This is a genomic window from Leucobacter alluvii (assembly GCF_039530485.1).
In the GTDB taxonomy this organism is placed as follows: domain Bacteria; phylum Actinomycetota; class Actinomycetes; order Actinomycetales; family Microbacteriaceae; genus Leucobacter; species Leucobacter alluvii.
The window spans coordinates 216,674-240,678 of the sequence record NZ_BAAAOP010000003.1; the positions used below are offsets into that span (position 1 = coordinate 216,674).

Below are 24,005 nucleotides of genomic sequence, written 5' to 3' on the forward strand. Positions count from 1 at the left end.
GCCGACGATTTCGGAAGTGGATCGGCGGCGGAGCTGCGGATTCCGTTGCGCTCGCGACCCGAGGCGCGATCCGTCTCGACGGGCCGCCGCACCTATAGGATGATCGCCGTCGCACCCCCGACCTCATAGAGGAGGATTCGCTTTGGCGAAACACACGCTCAGCAACGCCACCGACACCGGGCACATCCACGTCGGCAAAGGCCTGAACCAGAACGCGCTCGGAGTCGTCGGTTCGACGATCATCGGACTCGCCTCGACCGCGCCGCTCTACTCGCTGGCGGCGACGCTCGGATACGTGATTCTCGCCGTCGGCGCGCAAGCCCCGCTCGTGTTCGTCGTGGCCTGCATCCCGATGGTCTTCGCCGCGTTCGCCTATCAAGAGCTCAATCGCGAGATGCCGGACTGCGGCACGACCTTCGTCTGGGGCGCCAAGGCGTTCGGGCCGGTCACCGGATGGATCGGCGGCTGGGCCGTGGCGGTCTCCGCCGTCATGGTGCTCGCCAACGTCGGCGAGATCACCGGCAAGTACTTCTGGTTGCTGCTCGGGAACGAGGAATTCGCCGACAACCGGGTCATCGTGGTGGCGACTTCGGTGGTCTTCATGGCGCTCATGACCTTCATCAGCACGATCGGCGTGCAGATCGGCGAGAGGCTGCAGATGGTGCTCATGACCATCCAGATCGTCGCCATGCTGCTCTTCGGCGTGCTCGCCCTCGTGCACTCGCTCGACGGCAGCAATGCCGGATCCGTCGCGTTCGACTGGCAGTGGTTCAACCCGGCCGAACTCACCTCCTGGTCGGGGTTCATGGAGGCCGTGCTGCTCGCACTCTTCATCTACTGGGGCTGGGACACGTGCCTCGCGCTGAACGAGGAGACCAAGAACCCCCGTAAGACGCCGGGCCGCGCGGCGATCTCGACGATCATCGTGCTCATCGTGCTCTACGTCGGCATCTCCGTCGCCGTCATGATGTTCGCCGGGTTCGGCGACACCGGGTTCGGTCTCACCAACGAGGCGAACCTCGACGATGTCTTCACCGTGCTCGGCGGCGCCCTCTTCGGGCCGTGGGGCTGGTTCCTGCTGCTCGGCGTCATGCTCTCGGCGGCGTCGTCGACCCAGACCACGATCCTTCCCACGGCTCGAGGCACCCTCTCGATGGCCGTCTACCGGGCGCTGCCGGCGAAGTTCGCGGATCTCCATCCGAAGTTCAAGACGCCGTGGTTCTCGACCACCGTCATGGGCGCTGCAGCCATCGTGTACTACGTCGGCATGTCCATCCTCTCCGAAGACATGCTCGCCGATTCGCTCACATCGATGGGTCTCGCGGTCGCGCTCTACTACGCCATCACGTCATTCGCGTGCGCCTGGTACTTCCGCGATACGCTCCGAGACAGCGCGCGCAACCTCTGGATGCGCGGCATCCTGCCAGTCCTCGGCGGGCTGATGCTCGCGTACGCCTTCGTGCAGTCGTGCATCGACATGATCAGCGTCGACTACAGCTACACCGTCATCTTCGGTATCGGCGGCGCCTTCGTCATCGGCGTCGGGGCCCTCTTGCTCGGATTCGTGCTGATGGGCATCTGGTCGCTGCGACCCGCAGCGAAGCCGTTCTTCCGCGGCGAGAGTCTGAATCGGGAGACGCCGATCCTCGTTCCGGACGAGTAGCACCGGATCCGTTACGACGCCGTCACGAAGCTGCGCGACGCTCGTGACGACGTCGTAACGCGGATGGCGTGGAATACAGCCATGGGTGAGCGTCTGCAGTGGAAGAAGGTCCTGTCGATCTGGATCGGCATGTACCCGGTGAACGTCGCGACCTCGTGGGTGATCACGATGCTGCCGTGGTGGGGCGGCGTATCGCTGCCCGCACGCTCCGCGATCGTCGTCACCGTCGTCGCGCCGGTCATGTGCCTCATCATGATGCCGGCAGTGACGCGTCTGCTCGCGCCGTGGCTCCGTCGTCGTGCGGTGCACGTGCAGCGCGAGCGAGCGCTGTGCGCGCAGCTCGACGCCCTCTCCGCGGCACTCGGCGCCGACGATCCCGAGCGCTCGACGACGGCTCTCCGCTACGCTGAGAACGGCGCGCAGGGGTGGGGCGACCGGAGCCTCCGGGCGGGCCGCGGGAGGTCACCATGGAGCGTTTCGACACGATCGTCGTCGGAGCTGGAGTATCGGGTCTGACGGCAGCGCGATTCCTCGCGAAGCACGGCCAGCGAGTGGTCGTGCTCGAAGCGCGCGATCGGGTGGGCGGACGCACCTGGAGCGAGCACGCGGACGGCGTGATCACGGATATCGGAGCCTCCTGGATCCATGGGATCGATGACAATGCGCTCTACACACTGACCCGCGCCTGCAACATGCACGCGATCGAGTTCACCGTCGGCAGCTATCAGCCCGACGGCCGCCCGATCGCCACCTACGGACCGGAGGGGTCGCGGCTCGACGCCGAGACTGCGGCGAGGTTCGCCGACGATCTGCGCGCTGCAGACACGATGCTGGCCGCGATGATCGACGCAGCCCCGGATGGGTCAGCATACGCCGACGCCATCGACCGCGCCCTCGCTGAGCTCGACTGGGATGCGGAACGAGCGGCCCGCGTGCGCGAGTTCCTGCGTCACCGCTCGGAGGAGCAGTACGGCGTCGCCGCCGAGCGCCTGGACGCGCACGGCCTCGACGACGACCAGGTCGAGGGCGATGAGGTGGTGTTCCCCGGCGGATACGACGCGCTCGCACGCGGGCTCTCCGAGGATCTCGACGTGCGCCTGGAGCACGTGGTGCGGCGCGTCGAATGGTCGGACGCTGGTGCGTCCGTGGTGACCGGGCACGGTGAGTTCGCTGCGGATCACGTCGTGGTGACGGTACCCGTCGGCGTGCTCGCATCGGAGGACTTCGTCATCGATCCCGCGCTGCCAGAGCCGGTGGCGAAGGCCCTCGCCGGATTCGAGATGAATGACTTCGAGAAGATCTTCCTGCGGTTCTCCGAGCGCTTCTGGGATGAGGACGTCTACGCCATCCGCAGGCAGGGACCTGCCGCGCAGTGGTGGCACTCCTGGTACGACCTCACCGAGCTGCACGGGGTGCCGACCCTGCTCACCTTCGCCGCGGGCCCCAGCGCTCAGGCGACTCGTGAGTGGAACGACGACGAGATCGCGTCCTCGGTGCTCGCCTCGCTCCGCGAGATCTACGGCGTCGCCGTGACCGACCCCGAAACCGTCCGCGTCTCGCGGTGGCGGGACGACCCCTACTCGCGCGGTTCATACGCTTACATGACGCCGGGTTCCCGCACCGAGCACCACGATGTGCTCGCCACGCCGATCGGCGGAGCAGAAGGATCCGGCGGCGTGCTGCACCTGGCCGGCGAAGCGACGTGGACGGAGGATCCCGCGACCGTCACCGCCGCGCTCTACTCCGGGCACCGAGCCGCTGAGCGCATCCTCGGCCAGGCGCTCGACTTCACGGCGCTGGCTCCGGAGGCCCCGACGACGACGGCCTCCTAGTTTCGGAGGCCGGTTCAGCGGTGAGCCGCGTGCGCCGCCGTCGAGTTCGCCTCACTGCGACGCTGCACTGACCGTTCGAGTGCCTCGACGCGCGCCTGCAGGTCGACGCGCTCGGCGGTGACGTCGACGGCCGAACGGCTCTGCGAGACGACCGACCCGACCCCCGCGAGTTCGGAGAACGCGTCATCGAGTCGCTGGGAGGGAACGCGCACCGTCATGCTCGCCTCGGCGTTCGCCCCGTCGCCTGAACGATGCACATGCTCCAACTCGATCGTGCCATCGAGGTCGGTCACGATGGCACGCACGCGATCCATCGCCCCGGAGGGGTCGGAGACCTCGATCAGCAGCTCGCCCGTGCGGATCACGGAGCGTTCGGTCGAGACATCCTGCCCGGATGCCCCATCGCTGGCTGCCCCTGGTTCCGACGATGCAGGGCGCGGTGCTACGGAAGCGGAATGGAGAGCGTTCCGGTCTCTGCCGGGGGCTCGATCGAGCGGCCCTTGAGATCGGGCATCCAACGCAGGGTCGAGACGGCGATGATCGCGCAGATGACGAGCAGCCCAGCTGAGACGGCGATGGCACCGTGTGCGCCCGCGATGTCGATCGCGATGCCGGCGAAGGCCGATCCGGTTGCCACACCGACGAGGGTGCCGGTGCCGATCCATCCGTAGGCTTCGGCGGTTTCGGAGAAGCGGACGGTGGAGCTGACGATGTTCGAGATCGCGGCGAAGGTGGGCGCAGTTCCGAGACCGCCGATGAACAGGACTGCGCTCAGCCACCAGATGTTCAGGCTGAGCAGGCACGCGGAGGTTCCCGCGAGCACGAGGAGGATGCGGAGCGCCGGCGACCAGGGCCGCATCTCGCGGTGCCCGATGAGCAGACCGCCCACGAGCGAGCCTCCGGCGAAGATCGCGAGCACGATGCCCGATTCGATGCTGCCGTGCCCGCCGTTCGGCCCGACGAATGCGGCGACGATGCCCGCCTCGATCGCTGCGAACGAAGCGACGAAGAAGAAGCTGACGACAGTGCCGATGACCACCGTCGGGTACCGCAGCACGGCGCCCAGCCCGCGCTTCGAGGGCGGAAGCTTGACTTGCCCGAGCGCCGGGCTCGAGATGAACCAGGCGCCGCCGAGCAGCATGAAGCCCGCTGCAACGCAGAGGCCGGCAGCGGTGCTGAACTGCGAGGTGACGAAGACGGCGACGACCGGGCCGATCACCCAGATGATCTCCTGCGCGGCTGCGTCGAGCGAGAACAGCGCCTGCAGCTGCTTGCCCGGCACGAGTTTCGGGTACATCGTGCGCACGGCGGGCGTGATGGGCGGCGTCGTCAGTCCGACCAGCAGGGCGATTCCCGTGACGATGGGCAGGGGGAGATGCACGACGGCGATGACCACGAGCAGCACCGAGCACGCGATCGATGTCACGGTGAGCACGGGGCGCATGCCCCACTTGCCCATGAGCCGGCTGCTCAGCGGACCGGAGACGGCCTGGCCGACGCTCTGCGACGCGAGCACGATGCCCGCGGAGGTGTAGTCGCCGTAGGCGAGCTGAATGTGGAGCAGCACGATGATCGACAGCATCCCGAAGGGGAAGCGCGCCATGAGCTGCGACCCGAGCACGCGGAAAACGCCGGGATTGCTCCCCAGATCACGATACAAGCCCATCAGACGAGTATACGCGTGGTATCGGCGATATTCGAGTGCTCAGGCCACTGATTCGCGCGTCGTTTCGATGAAGAGCGAGCGAATCCGAGGTGTCCGCGGCGCTCGACGAGACACGACCCCTTCCCGCCGCTGCATGTTCGGCAGACGAGACAGCACTGCCGGGCGGAGCGTCTCGATGATCGCTCCGCCCGGCAGTGCTGGAAGTCCGCTTCGGTCAGCGGTTGGTGCTGCTCGTCGAGTAGACCGTGCCACCCGAGCTCTGGGCGCGACGACCCGATCGACGACGCCCGCCGTCTGATCCGGCGCCAGCGCCCTGGCCGCGCGACTGCCCGCGCTCGCCCTGCTGGCTCTGTCCGCCCTGACCGCCGCCCTGTCCGCCGCGGCGCTGTCCGCCGCCACCCTGAGCGCCGGAGCCCTGGCCCGAAGACCGTCGCTGCTGGCCGTCACCCGACTGACCCTGACCGGCGCTCGCCGATCCGGCACTGCGACCGCGACCGCCGCGCGAGCGCTTGCGCTTCGCGTTCGCTCCCGTGCTCGACCCTTCGCCCGCCGGGCTGTGGCCGGCGGCGCGCTGCTGTGCCGTCTGCGCCGCCGCGCGCTTGCGCTCGGTCTCGCGGGGGTCGACGCGGGGCGCGATCTCGCCGATGAGCGAGAGCACCTCAGGATCGATGTTCGCCGCGCTCGGGTTCACGGTACGGGGCGTGACGTGAATCTTGGCTGCACGCATGATCTGACGCATCTCGCCGCGCTGCTCCGGCAGCACCAGCGTGACGACATCGCCCTCGTTGCCTGCGCGGGCCGTACGACCCGAGCGGTGCAGGTACGCCTTGTGCTCGACGGGCGGGTCGATGTGCACGACGAGATCGACGCCGTCGACGTGCACGCCGCGCGCTGCGACGTCGGTCGCCACGAGAACCCGGGCTTCGCCGCTCACGAACTCGGCGAGGTTGCGGTCGCGCGCGTTCTGGGACAGGTTTCCCTGCAGTTCGACCGCGGGGATGCCGGCGGTGGTGAGCTGCTTCGCGAGCTTCTTGGCCTGATGCTTCATCCGGGTGAAGAAGATGCGGCGAGCGGTGCCCGACGCCAGCGCTTCGATGAGCGCATCCTTCTGATCCTTGCCCGCGACCTCGAAGACGTGGTGCGTGAGCTGCGGCACCGGTGACTCGGCGGAATCGACGGAGTGCCGGATCGGGTCGTGGAGGTACTTCTTCACCACGTTGTCCACGCCGTTGTCGAGGGTCGCGCTGAAGAGGAGACGCTGTCCCTGCTTCGGCGTCGCGTTCAGAATGCGCGTGACGACGGGCAGGAAGCCCATGTCGGCCATGTGGTCGGCCTCGTCGAGCACCGTGATCTCAACCGAGCTGAGATCGACGAGACGCTGCTTCATGAGGTCGTCGAGGCGACCCGGTGCGGCGACGACGATGTCGATGCCGCCTTCGAGGGCGACTTCCTGGCGGCGCTGCGGCACGCCGCCGAAGATGGTCGTGACCTTGACGCCCATCGGGTCGGCGAGCATCTTCAGCGTCTCGGCGATCTGCGTGACGAGCTCGCGGGTCGGGGCGAGCACGATCGCGCGCGGGCGACTCGGGCGGCGCTTCTTGGCCGCATCCTCGGCGAGGTTCGCCACGAGGGGGATGCCGAATGCGATCGTCTTGCCCGAGCCGGTGCGGCCGCGGCCGAGCACGTCGCGCCCGGCGAGCGTGTCGGGAAGCGTGTCGCGCTGGATCGGGAAGGGCGCGTCCTTGCCGTTCTTGGCGAGGGCGTCTGCAATGGGTGCGGGAACCCCGAGATCCAGGAAGGAAGGCGTTGGGGTAGTGGTCTGTTCGGTCACGGGGACCTTTCATGCACAAGCGCGAGCCGTCGTCGTACCTCGAGCGCATGGCTCTGGCAGGCGTAACGCGCGGCGTCGCGGCTAAGTCGGCGAGTGCGCGGTTGCGCATCCGTTCGCCGCAGAGAGTCCGAGGTCTGGCGGGTCGAAGTCTCGACCGCCGCCTGCTGAGAATCAGCGACGCACGAGCCGGCTCGGCCGACTCGCAACGACCAGCTTAGCGGGTCTGGCTGAGAGCCGTGCACGGCCGCGGCGTTTTCTCCCGTGTGAAAGATCGAGCGTTCTTTCGTACGTTTTGTGACGGGATGAGTGTCGGAGGCGGCCCGCACTCTGCCAGCATGTGGCCATGGGACGGATCACGATACGCGAATTCCACGACGACGACCTCGATGCGGTCGTCCGCTTGTGGTGGGAGGCGCACTCCACATCGGAGCAGCCGGTGTACTCGCTCGCCGAGGTCACCGCCTCGTGTCGCGAAGACCATGCGGTGGTTGCGGTCCGCGATGATCACGTGGTGGCCGCCGCAGTCGGTCGGGCGGCCCACGCGCAGGGGTGGATCGTGTTCTTCGGGGTCGATGAGGATGCGCGCAGCGACAACACCTCTGGCGCGCTGCTCGACGCGCTCGAACGGAAGATGGCGCCGCTCGGGCTCGGCACGCTCTCGGTGCTGACGCCGGAGAGCAGTCGTATCGACCTGCTCACCTCGAACGGATTCCAGTTGCAGCACAACCTGCGCTACTTGGAACGGCAGATGCCCGTGCAGCGACGCGAGCTCGAGTTGTTGAAGGATCTGGGCGGTCGGATCCTGCCCCGCCACCTGTGGGAGCAGGTCGCCGGGATGCGGCACGAGAAGCAGCTGCTCGAGGAGCGCCTCGTGGCGCCGCTCGCGCAGCCCGATCTCGCCGACCGGTACGGTGTGGTGCCGCCGCACGCGGTGATGCTGTTCGGGCCGCCCGGCACGGGGAAGACGACCTTCGCGAAGGCCGTGGCATCGCGGCTCGACTGGCCGTTCATCGAGGTCTTCCCGTCGCGTCTCGGGGACGGGGTCACGAGTATGGCTTCCTCGCTCCGGGCCGTCTTCGAGCAGATCGCGGAGTTGGAGCACGGCGTGGTGTTCATCGACGAGGTCGAGGAGATCGCGTCGCAGCGCAGCGACCCGCCGACGCCGACGCAGGGTGTCACCAATGAGTTGCTCAAGGTCGTCGCGGACTTCCGCGACCGGGAGGGCATGCTGCTGGTGTGCGCGACGAACTTCGTGCGCGCGCTCGACGCGGCCTTTCTCAGGCACGGCCGGTTCGACTACGTGCTGCCCATCGGACTGCCGGACGCCGAGGCCCGAGAGGCGATCTGGCGCCGGTACGTGCCGACCAGCGTGTCGCCCGCGATCGACTTCGCTCAGCTCGTTCGGGTGAGCGAAGGGCTCACGCCCGCCGATATCGAGTACGCCGCGCGTCGCGCCTCCCAGGATGCGCTGGCGCGAGTGCTCAGGGGCGGGGAGGACGCGGCTCGCTCCGCCGCGTCCGCGACATCGCCCACGCATCTCTCGACCGACGATTACACCGCGGCGCTCTCCGTGACGCGCGCCACCGTCTCGACGGAGCAGCAGGAGGCCTTTCTCGAGGACATCGAGGCGCTGGCCCGCCTGTAGCCGTCGATTCTCGCTGGCGCAGCGCTGCCAGCACTCGATGTCGGACGCACGCGGTAGCGTCGGAGGCAGCCGCCGCGCAGGCCATCGAGCCGGCACCCATCGCGGCGTCGATGAAGGGAGCGCGCATGTTCGTGCAGGATCGGCCGGCCGGTGCCGGGCATCGCGTCGTCACCAGCGCGAGCGACCTCACTGCGGCGAGCCGCTGCGAGTTCGCCTTTCTGCGCCGATTCGACGCGAAACTCGGCCGCGATGTGGCGGTCCCGCCCGACGACGACCCGATGCTGCAGCGCGCTGCACGTCTCGGCGACGCGCACGAGGAGCGCGTGCTGGCGGGTTACATCGACCGGCTCGGTGCGGGCACCAGCGGCTCCGCCGGGGGAGTGGTCTCAGTGCCGCGACCCGAATCGATGTCGGCGAGCGACCTCGGGGCGGTCGCCTTCGAGACCGTGCGAGCGCTCGCGGGCGGCGCCGAGGTCGTCTTTCAGGCGACATTCTTCGACCCCGAGCAGCGCCCGGCGCGAGGTGGCGAGCCCGAAATCGGGTTCGTCGGATTCGCCGACTTCCTGCGCCGCCTTCCCGACGGCCGGTACGAGGTGCAAGACACGAAGCTCGCGCGCCGAGCGAAGGTGACGGCGCTCATGCAGCTCGCGGCCTACGCCGAGCAGCTCGAGCGCGTCGGTGTGGCCGTTGCCGAGACGGCGGTGCTCATCTTGGGAGGCGGCGCCGAATCGAGACACCGCATCTCCGACATCGCTCCCGTGTTTCGCGCACGTCGGGCTCGCATGCACGCCCTGCTCACCGCACGGTTCAGCGCAGCCGGCCTCGACGGCGATCGCTCGCACGCCGAGCCGATCGCCTGGGGCGCCTCGGGCATCGTCGCCTGCGGGCGATGCGAGGTCTGCACCCCCGAAGTGGAGCGCACCCGCGACCCGCTGCTCATCGCCGGCATCCGCGCCACGCAACGAGATGCGCTCGTCGCCGCGGGGCTCGACACCGTCGACCGCGTCGCGGAGGCTCTCGATCCGGTGCGCTCCGAGACCGTGCAGGTGCCGGGCGTCGCTGGTCCCGTGCTGCTCCGGCTCGCGGAGCAGGCGCAGCTGCAGGTGCGGGCACTGGCTGCCGGCGACGGATCCGCGCCGCCGTTTCTCGTCGCGCAGCCGGGCGCGCTCGCGGCGATCCCCGAGCCGAACCCCGGCGACCTCTTCTTCGATTTCGAGGGCGACCCGCTGTTTCGAGCTCCTGGCCCCGATGACACCGCGCACTGGGGCATCGACTATCTCTTCGGAATGGTCGATACTGACGAGCGATTCACCGCCATCTGGGCGCACGATCTCATGGCAGAGCGACGCGCCCTCGAAGCGTTTCTCGCATGCGTAGCGGAGCGCAGGCAGCGGTACCCCGGCATGAAGATCTACCACTACGCCGCATACGAGCGCACGCACCTCGCCTCCATCGCCGCCCGCCACGGCGTCGGAGAAGCGGAGGTCGACGCGCTGCTCCGCGAGCACGTGCTCGTCGACCTGTATCCGATCGTGCGCGCGGCACTTCGCGTCGGCACGCAATCGTATTCGATCAAAAAGCTCGAACCGCTCTACATGGGCGACGAACTGCGCAACGAAGCGGGCGTGACGAGCGGCGCGCAGTCGGTGACCGAGTACGCCGAGGCGAGCGCTCAGCTCAGCTCCGAAGACCCGGCGATCCGCCTCGAGGGCCAGCGGCGCATGGATGCGATCGGCGACTACAACCGTTACGACTGCGTCTCGACGCTGCGGCTGCGCGACTGGCTGCTGGGGCTCGCCGAGGAGCACGGCGTCGCGCCGTATGTTCCTGAGCCCGCGTTGTCCGAGAGCGGGCCGCATCTCGAACTGAGCCGCATCGGCGCCGAACTCGCAGAGCACGCCACTGCGTTCGCCGAGCACGATCGGCCAGCCGACCGAGCCGCAGCCGCCCTCGCAGCGAGTGCCATCGACTATCACGAGCGCGAGCAGAAATCGTTCTGGTGGGCCCACTTCGCCCGAATGGTCGATCCCATCGAAGACTGGGCGGATACGCGCGACGTGCTCGTCGTGGATCCGAGTTCGAGCCGCGTCGAGGCGGACTGGCATGTGCCGCCGCGAGCGCGCGCCGAGCGGCGGCACATGCGCCTCGCCGGTGAAGTCGCCCCTGGATCGCGGTTTCGGGAGAACGGCGACGCGTTCGCCCTGTACGCGCATCCATCGCCCTTCCCGCAGTACGGCGCAGCGCCGGGCTCCCGCGGCGCGAGGCAGGTGAGCATCCTCGAAGCCCGCGACGACGGCGCGACGGTGCAGGAGAACCTGCCGGCGAAGGTCGAGCACTATGCAGTCCTCCCGGTGGCGCTGACGCCCGGGCCGCCGCCGCGTGCTGGCGCCCAGAAGAGCGCGATCGAAGAGTGGGGTGCCGTTCTCGCCCGGTCGCTGGATCGCGGATCATTTCCCGCCGATCCGGCGGTCGACCTGCTCCGCAGAGTACCGCCGCGTCTCAGCGGGGGATCGGAGCTCGTCTCGCCCGGCTCCGGGCAGGCGCTCGAGGCAGTCGGGGGAGACGTCGACGCGCGCCGTATCGGCGCCGTCATCGCTTCCCTGCTGCAGCTCGATCGGTCAGCGCTCGCCGTGCAGGGTCCGCCGGGAACGGGAAAGACCTATCTCGCCGCCCGCGTCATCCGGCAGCTGGTCGAGCGACACCAGTGGACCATCGGCGTCGTCGCCCAATCGCATCGGGTCGTCGAGAACGTACTCACGGGCGTCGTGCGAGCCGGGCTGACCCCAGCCCTGGTCGGGAAGGCGGCCCAGCGAGGGGCGGACCCCGCAGATGTCGCCGCAGCGCCGTACACAGTGCTCCGCAGCGGTGGGCAGGCTTCATTTCTCGCGGGGCATCGACGCGCCGAGCGCGGCGCTGTCATCGGAGGCACCGCATGGGACTTTAGCAACGCTGAACGAGTGGCGCGGCATGAGCTCGACCTGCTCGTCGTCGACGAGGCCGGCCAGTTCTCGCTGGCCCCGACGATCGCCGCCTCGGTCGCCGCTCGCCGCGTGCTGCTGCTCGGAGACCCGCAGCAGCTGCCCCAGGTCTCGCAAGGATCGCACCCCGAGCCGGTCGACACCTCGGCGCTGGGGTGGCTGCTCGGCGAGCACGAGACGATCCCCGAGCACCTCGGCTACTTCCTCGCAGAGACCAGGCGCATGAGACCCGAGCTCGCGACAGTGGTCTCCGAGCTGGCATACGAGGGCCGCCTGCACGCGCATGCGAGCGCTTCAGAACGCGAGGTGATCGGCGTCGGCGCAGCGGGCGTGCACTGGCACGCGGTGCAGCACAGCGGCAATTCGACGCACTCCGAAGCGGAGGCGCAACGGGTCGTCGAAGTCGTTCGTCGTTCGCTGCAGGGAACGCTGCGCACCGTCGGCGACGTCGATCGAGCGCTCACTCCGGCCGACCTGATCGTAGTCGCGCCCTACAATGCGCAGGTCGAATGCGTGTCGCGCGAGCTGCACCGTGCGGGCCTCGGCGAGGTCCGGGTCGGCACCGTCGACAAGTTCCAGGGTCAGGAGGCGGTGATCGCCATCGTGACGCTCGCCGCGTCCAGCGCCGCCGACGTTCCTCGTGGTCTCGAATTCCTCCTCATGAGAAACCGACTGAACGTGGCGATCAGCCGAGCGCAATGGGCCGCCCACATCATCTCCTCCGACCGGCTCGGAGACGGCCTGCCGACGAGCGCCGAGGGAGTCGCTGCGCTCTCCGGCTATCTGCGCCTTGTGGAACGAGCCCACCCCGCTAACGTGGAGTCATGGTGAATCCTGGAGGACCCCTCAAGACGCCGCCGTCCACGCCGCTGCCGCCGCGTTCAGGATCCGCAGCCGGCGAGCAGACAGCACCGCGGTCCGTCGCGGTGCGGCCCGGTGTCTCGCGAAGGTCGAGCATTCCGGCGTTCGAAGTCATGCGGATCACCGACGAAATCGCGCGGCGCCGAGCCGGTGGCCACGACGTCGTCTCGCTCTGCGCTGGAGAGCCGAGCGCGCGAGCCATTCCGGGCACGCTGAAGCCGGCGGGCTACACCGGGCCCCTCGGCACTGCCCCACTCCGCGAAGCCGTCGCAGGGCACTACCGGGAGTGGTACGACGTCGAGATCGATCCAGCCACCGTTGCGATCACCACCGGCTCATCCGGAGCCTTCCAGCTCGCATTCCTCGCAGCGTTCGATCCCGGTGACCGGGTCGCCCTCGCGAGCCCCGGGTACCCGGCGTACCGCAACATTCTCACCGCGCTCGGCGTGCACGTCGTCGAGATCCCCACCGGGCCCGAGAATCGCTACCAGCCGACACCCGCGCTGCTCGACGCGGCAGTCGCGGAGCACGGCGACCTCGCGGGGCTCGTGATCGCGTCCCCGGCCAATCCGACGGGCACCATGCTCGACCGCGCGGCGCTCACGGCACTGGTCGCCTGGTGCTCACTGCGCGGCGTGCGCCTCGTGAGCGACGAGATCTATCACGGCATCACATTCGCGGGCGACGGCGCGGACCATCGCGGCGTGACCGCTCGCGAGCTCGACGCCGAGGCGATCGTCGTCAACTCGTTCTCGAAGTACTGGGGCATGACGGGGTGGCGTCTCGGCTGGGCGATCCTTCCGGACGCGCTCGTCGGTCCATTCGAAGCACTCGCCTCGAACTTCGCCCTCTCACCGCCGGCCCCCGCGCAGGAACTCGCGCTCTCCGCCTTCTCGCCCGAGACGTATGCCGAGCGCGACGCCATCGTGGCGGGGTTCGCCCGGGCACGCCAGCTGATTCTCGACGCTGAAAGCTCGCTCGGCTGGGGCGTGGCCGCCCCCTCGGACGGCGCGTTCTACTACTACTCCGAGCTCGGGCCGCAGCTCGAGCGCTTCACAGATTCGGTCGAGTACGCACGGCGCCTGCTCGCGGACGCTGACGTCGCGGTCGTACCGGGCGTCGACTTCGACCCCGTAGACGGGTCGCGAGCTGTGCGCCTCTCCTACGCGGCCGGAGAAACAGCCGTGGCGGAGGCGCTCGACCGCATCATCCGATTCCAGGGCTGACGCGGCAGCGACGAAACCGTCGCCCTACCCGTCGATGCGGATCGGAGTGCCTGCGGCGATTCCGATGCGGCGCTGCAGGGCCTCGTCGACGGCGGGCGCGTCGAGATCCGCGATCCCGAGCCACTGAACGGCACTCCGGGAGTCGGCGCCCAGCGAGAATACGACCGTGCGCACCGACTCGGCGAGCGGGCCTTCGAGTGTTGCGACCGCGCGGGCAAGCGCAGAGCGCGCCGCTTTGCCGAGGACGGCGGGGTCCTGCTGCTCGCCGTGCAGGGGCACCTCGGCGCGTGCATATGTGACCCCGTCGCCGGTCACAACCTCGCCCACCACGAGCGCCCCATCGCGGCGCACCGCCGCTTCGAGATCAGCGCTGGTCGAACCCGGCGTCACAGTCGTGAAGGGGAGCGGAATGCCCGAAGGGGCGCCCCCGTCATCGTGATGATGATCGGGAGACGCCCCTCCGAATGAGAACTTCAAATCCATGAGTTCCAGGGTACGCGCTTCGCAGCAGCTCGGTGCACCACGAAGCGCGCGGGTACGAGTTACGCGTTCGCCGAGAGCACCTCGTCGATGCTCGAGTACGCGAGCTCGGGGAACGCGTCAGCGACACCCTTGAAGGTCAGCACACCGTCGTGGGCGTTCAGGCCCTTGGCGAGGGACTCGTCCGACTGCAGCGCGGAGACCCAGCCCTTGTCGGCGAGTGCGACGACGTAGGGGAGCGTGGCGTTGGTGAGCGCAGCGGTCGAGGTCTCGGGCACGGCACCCGGCATGTTCGCCACGCAGTAGTAGATCGAGTTGTGCACCTGGAAGGTGGGATCGTCGTGCGTCGTGGGACGCGAGTTCTCGAAGCAGCCGCCCTGATCGATCGCGATGTCGACGAGCACGGAGCCCGGCTTCATCTGCGCGACCATCTCGTCGGTGACGAGCTTCGGCGCCTTCTCGCCCGGGATCAGCACGGAGCCGATGACGAGATCGGCGTCCTTGAGCGACTCGGTGATGTTGTGCGCGTTCGAGGTGCGGGTCTGGATGCGACCGCCGAACTCGTCTTCGAGCTGCTTGAGGCGGGGGATCGAGATGTCGATCACGGTGACCTCAGCGCCCATGCCGAACGCGATGCGAGCGGCCTGCTCGCCAGCAGCGCCGCCGCCGATGACGACGACCTTGCCGCGACGCGTGGCGGTCACGCCGCCGAGCAGCACTCCGCGCCCGCCGTTGGCCTTCATGAGCGAGTAGGCGCCGACCTGAGCCGAGAGGCGACCGGCGACCTCGGACATGGGGGCCAGCAGGGGCAGGGCGCGGCCGGCCTGAACGGTCTCGTACGCGATGGCAGTGGTGCCCGACTCGAGCACCTTCTCGGTCAGCGTCTTGTCAGCGGCGAGGTGCAGGTAGGTGAAGAGCACCTGGCCCTTGCGCAGCTTGTCGTACTCGGCAGCGATGGGCTCCTTGACCTTGAGGATCATGTCGGACTTCGCCCACACGTCCTCGGCGCCTTCGACGATCTGCGCGCCGGCGGCGGCGTACTCGTCGTCGGTGATGGCCGAGCCGATGCCTGCACCGGCCTGTACGAGCACCTCGTGCCCGCGGCGGGTGAGCTCGACGACGCCGGCCTGCGTGATAGCGACGCGGTTCTCGTTGTTCTTGATTTCGGTGGGAATACCGACGCGCATGAGAAGCTCCAATGGGATCTGCGATGTACTGATGCGATGCCGACTCGCTGACCGGCCTCGTGCGGCGCGATCCGTTGCGGTCGAACCACTACAGTGTGCAGTATATTCGTCAGAGATGCAGTTGCCCTGAATACTCTTCGGCTCACCTCGGAGAAGTGGTCGGGAAATGAGTGAAAGGCGGCGTGAGATGGTCGAGAGTTCGAAGATTCTGCGCGAAAGTGCAGATCTCGACGATGTGGATCGCAAGATCGTCGAGGAACTGCAGGCCAACGGGCGAATCACGAACGCCGAGCTGGCGGATCGCGTGGGCGTCGCCGCTTCGACCTGCATCGCTCGCGTGCGCAGCCTGGTGGCCCGAAAGATCATCACCGGTTTCACCGCCTCGGTCGATCCGCGCGCGATCGGCCTCGACCTCGAGGTGCTCGTGAGCGTCACGGTGCGTTCTGGGGCGCGCCAACGCATCACCGAGCTCAGCGAGGAACTGCGCGGGCTGCCCGAGGTGATGCAGCTGTTCTTCCTCGGCGGTGTCGAAGACTTCATCATCCATCTCGCCGTGCGGGATTCCGATCACGTGCGCGACTTCGTGGTCGAGCATCTCTCGGCGCATCCGGCGATCTCCTCGACGCGTACGAGCATCGTCTTCAGCCATCATCAGAACCCGGTGCGCATGCAGGGATAGCGCGGGCGCCGGGCCATCCTGCGCCGTACGGCACGTCAGCGGCGCGCTCGTCAGTGGGCTGGAGGTGGACTGGTTCTCGTCTCCTGCGCGTCGAGCGCGAGTTCCGCCGCCCGAAGCGCCTGCGAACTGTAGCGACCGATCGCGCGCTCTTCGAGCAGCGCGTCGCGCTGCGCATCGAGCACGGTGCGTGCGAGCCGACGGTAGCAGGCGGCCTGCGACTCCTGGGCCTGTGCCGGCGTCGACCCGGTGGCGGCGAGGGGAAACGCGAGCGGAGCGATCGTGCTCTTCGCGGTCGCGCGCACACGCCTCACGAGGTCGTCGTCGGGCACGATCCTTCCATCATCGGCTTCCGCATCGATCTCGATCTCATCCGCGAGCGCCGCGTTGGCGGCGTCGAGCAGATCGCGGCCGAGCGACTGCAGCTCGGCGGTGCGCGAGCCGTTCGCTCCGTCCGGCCAGAGCTTCGAGATGAAGAGCGGCAGCGTGAGCCCGTGCAGGAGGAGCGTCACGACGGCGACGGCGAACGCGATCAGAATGAGCTGCGGGCGATACGGCACATCGGTCGAGATCGACTGGGCGGCTGCGAGGGTGACGACGCCGCGCATACCGCTCCACGACAGGAGTACGCCGTCCCGCCAGCCAAGCTGCTGCTCTTGCTCGTGAGCGAGGTCGGCGCGCGATCGTTGTTCGAGCAATTCGAGTTTGCGGAGGCGCCGCTCCGTCGTGTCGGCGCGACGAGCCCGCGTGAGAATGCGCGAGAACCCGTCGCTTCGCTGCTGATACCGCCCCTTGTCGCCGCGCATCGTCCAGATGAGCGGCACCATGAACAGCCCGCGAAGCAGGATGAGGATCGCGACGAGGCCGAGTGCGACGAGCGCGATGTGCTCGAGTTGCAGCTCCGTCTCATTGACCTCGTCGAGCAGGGTGTGCAGTTGCAGACCCATGATGAGGAAGACGCCGTTCTCCAAGCCGAATTGCACCGTGCGCCAGTTGAGGCGCTCGTTCATCCGGGCGGTCGCGGAGAACCGTTTCGCCGCGTGATGCCCGGTGTACAGGCCGGTGACGACCACGGCCAGCACACCGGAGGCTCCGAGCGACTCCGCAGGCATGAACGCGACGAAGGGAACGACGAATGAGATGATCGTGTCGTAGACGGGGTTCCGCAGCCGTGCGCGGATCCACACCGTGACCATGCCGATCACGATGCCGATCACGATGGCCGCGACGACCGAGAACCCGAAGGAGCCGGCCGCGTCCCAGAAGACGAAGCTGCCCGCCACGGCCGCGAGCGCCGTCTTCAGGAGTACGAGAGAAGTGGCGTCGTTCACGAGGCTCTCGCCCTCGAGAATCGACACCAGACGCTCCGGCATGCCGAGGCGCTTGCCGATCGACGTCGCCGCAACCGCATCCGTCGGGCTGATCACCGCTCCGAGAGCCACCGCAGCCGGCAGGGGGATGGCGGGAACGAACCAGTGGAGCGCGAATCCGATCGTCACCGCGGAGATGATGACGAGGAGCACCGAGAGTCCGATGACGGGGCGGAGGTTTCTTCGGAAATCGATGAGGGGAACATTCACGGCCGCCGAGTAGAGCAGCGGGGGGAGCACCCCGATGAGAATGATCTCCGGGTCGATCTCGATTCTCGGGATGAACGGGAGGTACCCCGCTCCGATGCCGACGATGACGAGGAGGAGCGGCGCCGCGACGCCGATCTTGCTGCCGAGGATCGACGTCCCGACGAGCACGACCACTGCGGCGACTGCGATCAGGCCGATTTCCATGGACCGATTCTACCGAGGGCGCTTCGCATCACCCTGCGTCGGCGGGCTGCACGACGGAGATGCCGCCGGTCTCGACGCCGTGGAAGTCGGCCCAGTCTCGACTGAGCGGCGCGAGCGCGGGCGCATCGATGCCCGTATCGGGAAACGACGCAATCTCGAGCCCTCCGGTTTTCGTCCGAAGGCGCTTCCAGGTGGCCACCACCCGGCCCTTTCGCAGCACGGTAGGGAGGAACATGCCGTTGCGCCCCGGAACGATGCGGTCGAAGTGCTGCTGATCGAGCTGAGCGGTGCGATCCGTGTACCCGAGCAGATGCTCGTCGAACGCCGCAAGCAGCGTCCACTCGGGCAGCCGCGCTTCCGAGACGGCAGAGCCGAGCGATCCAGGATCGACCCAGAGTCTGCCGGCGGCACCCGACACCGGGTCTCCCGACGCATCACGTGCGCGAGCCTCTGCCAGCTCCCCGGCATCGCGTGCTGCGACCAGGCCCGCGCGGGCCTCCGCGACGGTGAGCCCCGTCCACCAGGCGAAGTCGTTGACGCGGAACGGGCCCCGGCACCTGGCGTAGCGCACCGCGAGCTCGCGCAGCGCATCATCGCCCGAGTACTGTCGCGGTGCGGTGATCCAGTGCTCTGCTCTGACGAGAAGCGGTTCGCCGGACGGGCCGATCGGGCCGAACGTCGCCATTCCGTTCTGGCAGATCCACCAGATCACGTGATAGCGCCAATTGCTCTGCCAGTCGATACCCGCTTCGGTCCACGCTTCTGCGAGTGCGTCGCGCTCAAGACCGGCGGTGCCAGCGGCGTCGAGGGCGACGAGGGAGACCTCGACGAGCCGCTCGAGCACGGCGTCGCTCATGCCGAGGAATGCGCGGCGTTTCGGGGCGCCGGCGAGCACTCGGTGGTTGGTGGCTCCCTGCATCCACCCGATGTCTTCGGCCGCGACGACGTGCACGGTGCCGCGCATCGGCCACGACCGCACGATGCGTCGTTCGGCGAAGGCCGCCTCGACATCGGCGATCGCCGAGCCGGGCGCCCGCACCCCGAGCGCCCACCGAGCGGACCGCCAGTCCTGCCCCTGCACGGCGAGCATGCGCCGCGCCACACCGGCGATGCGCTCCGCACCCGAAGCTTCTGGTTCGCCGCGGGCCCAGCTCGTCGCTGTCAGGCCGAGCGCATGCACGCGCACGCGAAGCACATCGGTCGGGGAGAGGGTCTCGGTCATGGCCTCAGTGTAGGTCGCACCGCCGACATGAGCGCGAGGACGAGCAACACGAAGGTACTGACTGCGAAGACACGCACCGAAAGCAGCCCGATCAGTGCGCCAACGATACCGACCGCATCCGCAAAGACGAGCTGCGCCGCGGTGAAGACGGAGATGTGCAATGCCGATGCACAAACAACCGCGGCGCACAGCCGCATCCCGACTGTGAGAGAGTGAGGCTGCCGACCTCCGAGGAGACCGGATAGGAGTACGAGTGCAGCGACACACCCCACCGCGGCGCTCGCGAGCAGCCATGTGTCGTCATCGGGCTGGGCAGCGGAGCCCAGGATTTTCGTGATTCCGGCGAATCCAGCAGTGACGCACAGCACGCCAGCGGCAACCGCTGTCATGATCCGTCGCGCGGTACTCGCCCCTGTTTCGTCAGGCCCGATCAAGAATGCGGCCATTGCAGCGAACACGGCGGGGAACACCAGGACGGCGACGTAGGCCGCTGGCATGACGAGCAACCATATCGAGTCGAGCGGAGAGATGGAGAAGAGGGGACCGAGCTCCGAAAACCCGGTCAGTCCGAAGAGGCTGACGGTCACGACCAGCAGTCCGTCACGGGCGGGCGGCGGCAAGCGATGGGCAAGAACTGCTGCTGACCATCCCGCTCCAGCGACGAGAACGACGCGAATTCCAGCGAACAGCAGGTCGGGATGCGTCCCCCAGCTTTCGGCTGCCGTCTTCATCGCAAAGAACCCCGTGAGGCAGATCAGATGCGCGAGGCAGAGGAGCGCGACGAGGCGAGGAGCGACGAGATGGGCCGGTGCATCTCGGTGCACGCGGGCCGCCGGAAGGTTCGGATGCACGTCCATATGCTCCCAGTTCCAGTCGGGAGCGAAGGCATATCTTCGCTCGCTAGCCTGGAGGCACCCGTGCGACGGCCCGCCGCCCGGTGCGACTGAGCGGAGCATCCATGGCCAAGACCATCATCATCACCGGTGCGAGCGATGGCATCGGGGCGGCTGCGGCGCGTCAGCTGCACCGTGACGGGCACACGGTCGTGCTCGTCGGGCGCTCGGCCGAGAAGACCCGTGCGATTGCCGAAGAACTCGCTGCACGGTATTTCCTGGCCGACTTCGCCGATCTCTCGCAGGTGCGCGCGCTCGCGGCGGACCTGCTCGCGGAGTACCGCAGCATCGACGTCCTGGCGAACAACGCGGGAGGCATCATGGGGGAGCGCGCGCTCACGGTCGACGGGTACGAGCAGACGTTTCAGGTCAATCACCTCGCGCCGTTCCTGCTGACGAATCTGCTGATGCCCGCCCTGGTCGCGGGGGGCGCGACGGTGATTCAGACGGCAAGCCTCGCCGCCCGCGCCTTCAGTCGTTTCGACATCACCGATCTGCAGAACGCGAAGCAGTATGCGCCGCAGCGCGCCTACGGCAATGGCAAGCTCGCCAACATCCTGTTCACCATCGAATTGCAGCGCAGGTACGGCGGTCAGGGAATCTCTGCCGTCGCATTTCATCCCGGCGTGGTCGCGAGCAGCTTCGCGAGCGACACGACGCACATCATGCGGCTCATCTATCACAGCCCCTTGAAGCGGCTGTTCACGATCAGCGCGGAGAAGGGCGCCGATCAGCTCGTGTGGCTCGCTGAAGGCGAGCCGCGTTCAACGTTCGAGCCAGGGGCCTATTACGAGTCTCGCGCGATCGCCGCGAAGGTGAGCCCGGAGGTGCACGATCCCGAGCTCGCGCGCGAGTTGTGGGAGCAGTCCGCAGCGCTCGTGTAGGGCGACCAGTTCTCCGGCCGCACGCAACGCACGTGCCGACGCCGCAGCGGGGGTCAGGCAACCGATCGCGATTCTGACCCGCGCGCCGCGCCGCAACGCTTAGAAGCGAGCCCGAGCGTACTGCGGTGGTACGAGCTCCTCCGCAACGGGGGCGCGCAGTTCGTGCGCCCAGCTGATCGGCAGATGCGGGTTGGCGAGCAGCGGACGACCGAGGGAGATGATGTCGGCCTGACCGGTGGCGAGGATGCCCTCCGCCTGCTCGGCGCTCGTGATGAGCCCGACCGCGCTGATGGGGAGCGCTCCGGTCTCCCGCAGCTGCGCTGCGAGCGGCACCTGGTAGGACGGGCCGACCGGAATCGGGGCGCCTGGTGTATTGCCGGCCGTCGAGGTGTCGACCAGATCGGCACCGTCTTCCGCGAGCCACGCCGTCACGCGGGCCGCCTCTGCGCCGTCGAACCCGCCGTCGAGCCATTCGGTGGCCGAGACGCGCACCACCATCGGCAGCTCGGGGTGCGCTGCGCGAACCGCGCGCACGATCTCACGGAGCAACCGCGCACGCCCTGCAAGATCACCGCCGTACTCATCGGCGCGTTCGTTGGAGAAGGGCGAGAGGAACTCGTGGATGAGATAGCCGTGAGCGGCATGGATCTCGACCACGTCGAAGCCGGCCTGGACTGCGCGGCGCGCTGCATCGACGAACGACTGCACCAGATCTGCGATGTCGGCCGTGTCGAGTGCGCGAGGCTCAGCGAAGTCACCGAACGCGAGCGCCGAAGGCGCGACGGTCTCCCAGCCGCCCTCCGCGATCGGAACCGAGCCATCGGCGAAGCCGGGGAGCGATGGATACGTCGATCCCTTGCGGCCAGCATGCGCGAGCTGGATGCCGATCTTCGCCCCATGGGCGTGCACTGCGTCGACGATGCGGGAGAGGGGCGGGAGCTGCGCGTCGTCCCAGATGCCCGGGCAGCGCGGACTGATGCGTCCCTCAGGCGTCACCGCGGTCGCCTCCATGAACACGAGACCGGCTCCGCCGCGAGCGAAACTGCCGAGATGCTGCAGGTGCCAATCGCCGACGATCCCGTCTTCGGACTCGACCGAGTACTGGCACATCGGCGCCACCCAGAGTCGATTGCGGATCTCAAGATTGCGGAGGGTGAACGAGCGGAAGAGGAGGGGATCTGCCATAGCCAGTGAGCCTACTCCCGGCCTCCGACAATCGCGATGCGGGGAAGAAGAACGGCGGATGGTACGTTGCACCTTCCGACACCATTGAAGGAGGCGCTCACGACGTGACCGTGCTGATCCGCATACTGAAATTCACGCGATCACTCGCGCCGTACTACGCCGGCATCATGATCGCCGCCGCGATCGTGACCGCGGCGGGCCTGGCGGTCCCGTTCATCACGGGCCGGGCGACGGACGTCATCTCGGAGGCGCTCAGCGCGGGGGCGAGCGATGGTGGTGCGGCCCCCGGTGCGACGCGGTCGACGATCATCACGGTGATCCTGCTCGCGGTGGCCTTGCTCGCGGTCAGCCTGATCGAAGCGGCAGTGGGCAACGTCGGCGGCTACTGGGGCGACGTGATGAGCGCGAAGATGCGAACGATTCTGTCGACGCGGTATTTCGAGCAGTTGCTCTCGCTGCCGCAGCGCTACTACGACAATGAGCTGACCGGCACGATCGTGGCGCGCCTGAACCGGTCGATCTCCGAGATCACGAACTTCATGAAGTCGTTCTCGAACATGTTCGTGACACTCATCCTCACCACCATCGCGGTGCTCGCAATCAGTGCGTGGTACTACTGGCCGCTGGCCGTGCTGCTGGCGATCGCCTACCCGGTCTACCTGTGGCTCACCGCGCTCACGAGCCGCCGCTGGCAGCGTCTCGAGGGCGACAAGAACGATCACGTCGATGTCGCTTCCGGTCGTTTCGCCGAGGTCGTCGGCCAGATGCGCATGGTCAAGTCGTTCGTGAGCGAGCGCCGCGAGCTCAACGCGTTCAGCAGCCGCTTCCGGTCGACCGAGTCGCTCACCGCCGAGCAGTCGAAGCACTGGCATCGCATGGACGCACTCCGTCAAGGCGTGCTGCACGCGATCTTCTTCGGGTTGTACACGATCATCTTCGTGCGCACGGTGCTCGGCTTCTTCACGCTCGGCGAGATGGTGATGCTGGTGCAGCTCATGTCGATGGCGCGGCAGCCCGTCACGAGTCTCAGCTGGGTCGTCGACACCGCGCAGCGGGCGATCGCGGGATCGAAGTCGTACTTCGAGGTCATGGATCTCGACCCTCGCGACGTCGACGGCGGGGGGACCCGGCCCGTGAACGCCGATCGCGACGCCAGCGGCTCCCGCTCGGCGGTAGCGCCGGGCGCCGAGCCGGAGCAGGCACCGGCCGCTGCGATCTCGTTCCGCGGTGTGCACTTCGGCTACGACGACGATGCGAACGTGCTCTCGGATGTGACGTTCGATGTGGCCCCGGGGGAGCGGGTGGCGTTCGTCGGGGAATCGGGCGGCGGGAAGACCACACTGACGAACCTGCTCATGGGACTCTACGGCGTGCGCTCCGGGTCGATCTCGGTCGAGGGATCCGGAGCAGATCTCGAGTCGTTGCGACGGAACATCGGAGTCGTGTTCCAGGAGCCGGCGCTGTTCTCGGGCACCATCGCGGAGAACATCGCGTACGGTCGACCGGAGGCGACGCGGGAGGAGATCGACGAAGCGGCGCGCCGTGCGGCCGTCGACGTGTTCGTGCGCAAGTTCCCGCAGGGCTACGACACGGTGATCGGCGAGCGGGGCGTGAAGCTGTCCGGCGGGCAGAAACAGCGCATCGCGGTCGCGCGCGCCATGCTGAAGGACGCCCCGATCCTCGTGCTCGATGAGGCGACTTCGGCCCTCGATACGAAATCGGAGCGGATGGTGCAGGCGGGGCTCGAAGACCTCATGGTGGGTCGCACCACCCTCATCATCGCCCACCGACTGTCGACGATCGCGGAGGTCGATCGGATCTTCACGCTGCGCGACGGACGCATCGATGAGATCGGCACGCCGGCGGAACTCGCAGCCTCCGGAGGCATCTATTCGGAGCTGCTCGCCCTGCAGGCGTCGCCCTCGTCTTCCGACCGCAAGCGGCTCCGCGAACTCGACGTGGTGGGGTGAGGCCCGAGCGAGAGCGCGTCGC

General features: G+C 68.1%; 18 protein-coding genes. 9 read left to right on the forward strand and 9 right to left on the reverse strand.

Going from position 1 to position 24,005, the window contains the following annotated elements; genetic code table 11:
- Window positions 1-142: 142 nt before the first annotated feature.
- The 3 genes from ABFX18_RS03035 to ABFX18_RS03045 all read left to right on the forward strand — a co-directional run bounded on the left by ABFX18_RS03035 (window position 143) and on the right by ABFX18_RS03045 (window position 3,495).
- Entirely contained in the window at window positions 143-1,663 is a 1,521-nt protein-coding gene (locus ABFX18_RS03035) for an APC family permease (RefSeq protein WP_346057340.1), read from the forward strand.
- A gap of 81 nt (window positions 1,664-1,744) precedes the next feature.
- Window positions 1,745-2,179 carry a putative antibiotic biosynthesis monooxygenase gene (locus tag ABFX18_RS03040; protein ID WP_090150067.1) on the forward strand — a complete coding sequence of 145 codons (435 nt, stop codon included), beginning with the start codon at window positions 1,745-1,747 and terminating at the stop codon, window positions 2,177-2,179.
- The gene (locus tag ABFX18_RS03045; protein WP_346057341.1) at window positions 2,131-3,495 is read left to right on the forward strand and encodes a flavin monoamine oxidase family protein; all 1,365 of its coding nucleotides are present in this window, start codon (window positions 2,131-2,133) and stop codon (window positions 3,493-3,495) included. The genes ABFX18_RS03040 and ABFX18_RS03045 overlap by 49 nt, the downstream gene beginning before the upstream one ends.
- A gap of 14 nt (window positions 3,496-3,509) precedes the next feature.
- Here the strand turns inward: ABFX18_RS03045 and ABFX18_RS03050 are convergent, their stop codons facing one another.
- The 3 genes from ABFX18_RS03050 to ABFX18_RS03060 all read right to left on the reverse strand — a co-directional run bounded on the left by ABFX18_RS03050 (window position 3,510) and on the right by ABFX18_RS03060 (window position 6,992).
- The gene (locus ABFX18_RS03050) at window positions 3,510-3,860 is read right to left on the reverse strand and encodes a DUF4349 domain-containing protein (RefSeq protein ID WP_346057342.1); all 351 of its coding nucleotides are present in this window, start codon (window positions 3,858-3,860) and stop codon (window positions 3,510-3,512) included.
- Window positions 3,861-3,937: 77 nt separating this feature from the next.
- Window positions 3,938-5,161, reverse strand: a complete 1,224-nt coding sequence (locus ABFX18_RS03055; protein WP_090150058.1) for an MFS transporter — start codon at window positions 5,159-5,161, stop codon at window positions 3,938-3,940.
- 214 nt (window positions 5,162-5,375) lie between these two features.
- Window positions 5,376-6,992, reverse strand: coding sequence for a DEAD/DEAH box helicase (locus ABFX18_RS03060; RefSeq protein WP_346057343.1), 1,617 nt, complete (start codon window positions 6,990-6,992; stop codon window positions 5,376-5,378).
- 343 nt (window positions 6,993-7,335) lie between these two features.
- Here ABFX18_RS03060 and ABFX18_RS03065 point away from each other — a divergent pair, with 343 nt between their 5' ends.
- The 3 genes from ABFX18_RS03065 (at window position 7,336) to ABFX18_RS03075 (ending at window position 13,702) form a co-directional block, all read left to right on the forward strand.
- Window positions 7,336-8,637 carry an ATP-binding protein gene (locus ABFX18_RS03065; protein ID WP_090150052.1) on the forward strand — a complete coding sequence of 434 codons (1,302 nt, stop codon included), beginning with the start codon at window positions 7,336-7,338 and terminating at the stop codon, window positions 8,635-8,637.
- A gap of 125 nt (window positions 8,638-8,762) precedes the next feature.
- On the forward strand, window positions 8,763-12,446 hold the full coding sequence (locus ABFX18_RS03070; RefSeq protein WP_346057344.1) for a TM0106 family RecB-like putative nuclease: 3,684 nt from the start codon (window positions 8,763-8,765) through the stop codon (window positions 12,444-12,446).
- Complete coding sequence (locus ABFX18_RS03075; protein WP_346057345.1) at window positions 12,440-13,702, forward strand: pyridoxal phosphate-dependent aminotransferase; 1,263 nt, start codon at window positions 12,440-12,442, stop codon at window positions 13,700-13,702. The genes ABFX18_RS03070 and ABFX18_RS03075 overlap by 7 nt, the downstream gene beginning before the upstream one ends.
- A gap of 24 nt (window positions 13,703-13,726) precedes the next feature.
- On the opposite strand, the gene ABFX18_RS03080 is transcribed toward ABFX18_RS03075, so the two are convergent.
- On the reverse strand, window positions 13,727-14,185 hold the full coding sequence (locus ABFX18_RS03080) for a hypothetical protein (protein WP_211648602.1): 459 nt from the start codon (window positions 14,183-14,185) through the stop codon (window positions 13,727-13,729).
- A gap of 59 nt (window positions 14,186-14,244) precedes the next feature.
- On the reverse strand, window positions 14,245-15,369 hold the full coding sequence (gene ald / locus ABFX18_RS03085) for an alanine dehydrogenase (RefSeq protein ID WP_346057346.1): 1,125 nt from the start codon (window positions 15,367-15,369) through the stop codon (window positions 14,245-14,247).
- 187 nt (window positions 15,370-15,556) lie between these two features.
- Between ald and ABFX18_RS03090 the strand changes: the two genes are divergently transcribed.
- On the forward strand, window positions 15,557-16,048 hold the full coding sequence (locus ABFX18_RS03090; RefSeq protein WP_090150038.1) for an Lrp/AsnC family transcriptional regulator: 492 nt from the start codon (window positions 15,557-15,559) through the stop codon (window positions 16,046-16,048).
- 50 nt (window positions 16,049-16,098) lie between these two features.
- On the opposite strand, the gene ABFX18_RS03095 is transcribed toward ABFX18_RS03090, so the two are convergent.
- From ABFX18_RS03095 to ABFX18_RS03105, 3 genes are read right to left on the reverse strand one after another with little or no spacing between them, the layout of a single operon-like run.
- The gene (locus tag ABFX18_RS03095) at window positions 16,099-17,829 is read right to left on the reverse strand and encodes a cation:proton antiporter (protein ID WP_346057347.1); all 1,731 of its coding nucleotides are present in this window, start codon (window positions 17,827-17,829) and stop codon (window positions 16,099-16,101) included.
- Window positions 17,830-17,857: 28 nt separating this feature from the next.
- Window positions 17,858-19,051, reverse strand: a complete 1,194-nt coding sequence (locus ABFX18_RS03100) for a winged helix DNA-binding domain-containing protein (RefSeq protein WP_346057348.1) — start codon at window positions 19,049-19,051, stop codon at window positions 17,858-17,860.
- Window positions 19,048-19,902 (reverse strand): hypothetical protein, encoded by an 855-nt coding sequence (locus ABFX18_RS03105; RefSeq protein WP_346057349.1) that lies wholly within the window; start codon window positions 19,900-19,902, stop codon window positions 19,048-19,050. Before ABFX18_RS03105 ends, ABFX18_RS03100 begins: the two co-directional genes overlap by 4 nt.
- Window positions 19,903-20,009: 107 nt before the next feature.
- Here ABFX18_RS03105 and ABFX18_RS03110 point away from each other — a divergent pair, with 107 nt between their 5' ends.
- A complete protein-coding gene (locus tag ABFX18_RS03110; RefSeq protein ID WP_346057350.1) occupies window positions 20,010-20,828 on the forward strand; it encodes an SDR family NAD(P)-dependent oxidoreductase in 819 nt (272 codons plus the stop codon).
- 99 nt (window positions 20,829-20,927) lie between these two features.
- On the opposite strand, the gene ABFX18_RS03115 is transcribed toward ABFX18_RS03110, so the two are convergent.
- Window positions 20,928-22,013, reverse strand: coding sequence for an NADH:flavin oxidoreductase/NADH oxidase (locus ABFX18_RS03115; protein ID WP_211648596.1), 1,086 nt, complete (start codon window positions 22,011-22,013; stop codon window positions 20,928-20,930).
- Window positions 22,014-22,117: 104 nt separating this feature from the next.
- Between ABFX18_RS03115 and ABFX18_RS03120 the strand changes: the two genes are divergently transcribed.
- A complete protein-coding gene (locus tag ABFX18_RS03120) occupies window positions 22,118-23,983 on the forward strand; it encodes an ABC transporter ATP-binding protein (protein WP_346057351.1) in 1,866 nt (621 codons plus the stop codon).
- Window positions 23,984-24,005 lie beyond the last annotated feature (22 nt).

Excerpts from the sequence above, each read along its gene's own strand:
- ABFX18_RS03070 (WP_346057344.1), top strand. The coding sequence starts at position 8,763 with ATGTTCGTGCAGGATCGGCCGGCCGGTGCCGGGCATCGCGTCGTCACC.
- ald (WP_346057346.1), bottom strand. The coding sequence starts at position 15,369 with ATGCGCGTCGGTATTCCCACCGAAATCAAGAACAACGAGAACCGCGTC.
- ABFX18_RS03110 (WP_346057350.1), top strand. The coding sequence starts at position 20,010 with ATGGCCAAGACCATCATCATCACCGGTGCGAGCGATGGCATCGGGGCG.
- ABFX18_RS03090 (WP_090150038.1), top strand. The coding sequence starts at position 15,557 with ATGGTCGAGAGTTCGAAGATTCTGCGCGAAAGTGCAGATCTCGACGAT.
- ABFX18_RS03065 (WP_090150052.1), top strand. The coding sequence starts at position 7,336 with ATGGGACGGATCACGATACGCGAATTCCACGACGACGACCTCGATGCG.
- ABFX18_RS03040 (WP_090150067.1), top strand. The coding sequence starts at position 1,745 with ATGGGTGAGCGTCTGCAGTGGAAGAAGGTCCTGTCGATCTGGATCGGC.
- ABFX18_RS03075 (WP_346057345.1), top strand. The coding sequence starts at position 12,440 with ATGGTGAATCCTGGAGGACCCCTCAAGACGCCGCCGTCCACGCCGCTG.
- ABFX18_RS03080 (WP_211648602.1), bottom strand. The coding sequence starts at position 14,185 with ATGGATTTGAAGTTCTCATTCGGAGGGGCGTCTCCCGATCATCATCAC.
- ABFX18_RS03100 (WP_346057348.1), bottom strand. The coding sequence starts at position 19,051 with ATGACCGAGACCCTCTCCCCGACCGATGTGCTTCGCGTGCGCGTGCAT.
- ABFX18_RS03115 (WP_211648596.1), bottom strand. The coding sequence starts at position 22,013 with ATGGCAGATCCCCTCCTCTTCCGCTCGTTCACCCTCCGCAATCTTGAG.
- ABFX18_RS03045 (WP_346057341.1), top strand. The coding sequence starts at position 2,131 with ATGGAGCGTTTCGACACGATCGTCGTCGGAGCTGGAGTATCGGGTCTG.
- ABFX18_RS03095 (WP_346057347.1), bottom strand. The coding sequence starts at position 17,829 with ATGGAAATCGGCCTGATCGCAGTCGCCGCAGTGGTCGTGCTCGTCGGG.
- ABFX18_RS03055 (WP_090150058.1), bottom strand. The coding sequence starts at position 5,161 with ATGGGCTTGTATCGTGATCTGGGGAGCAATCCCGGCGTTTTCCGCGTG.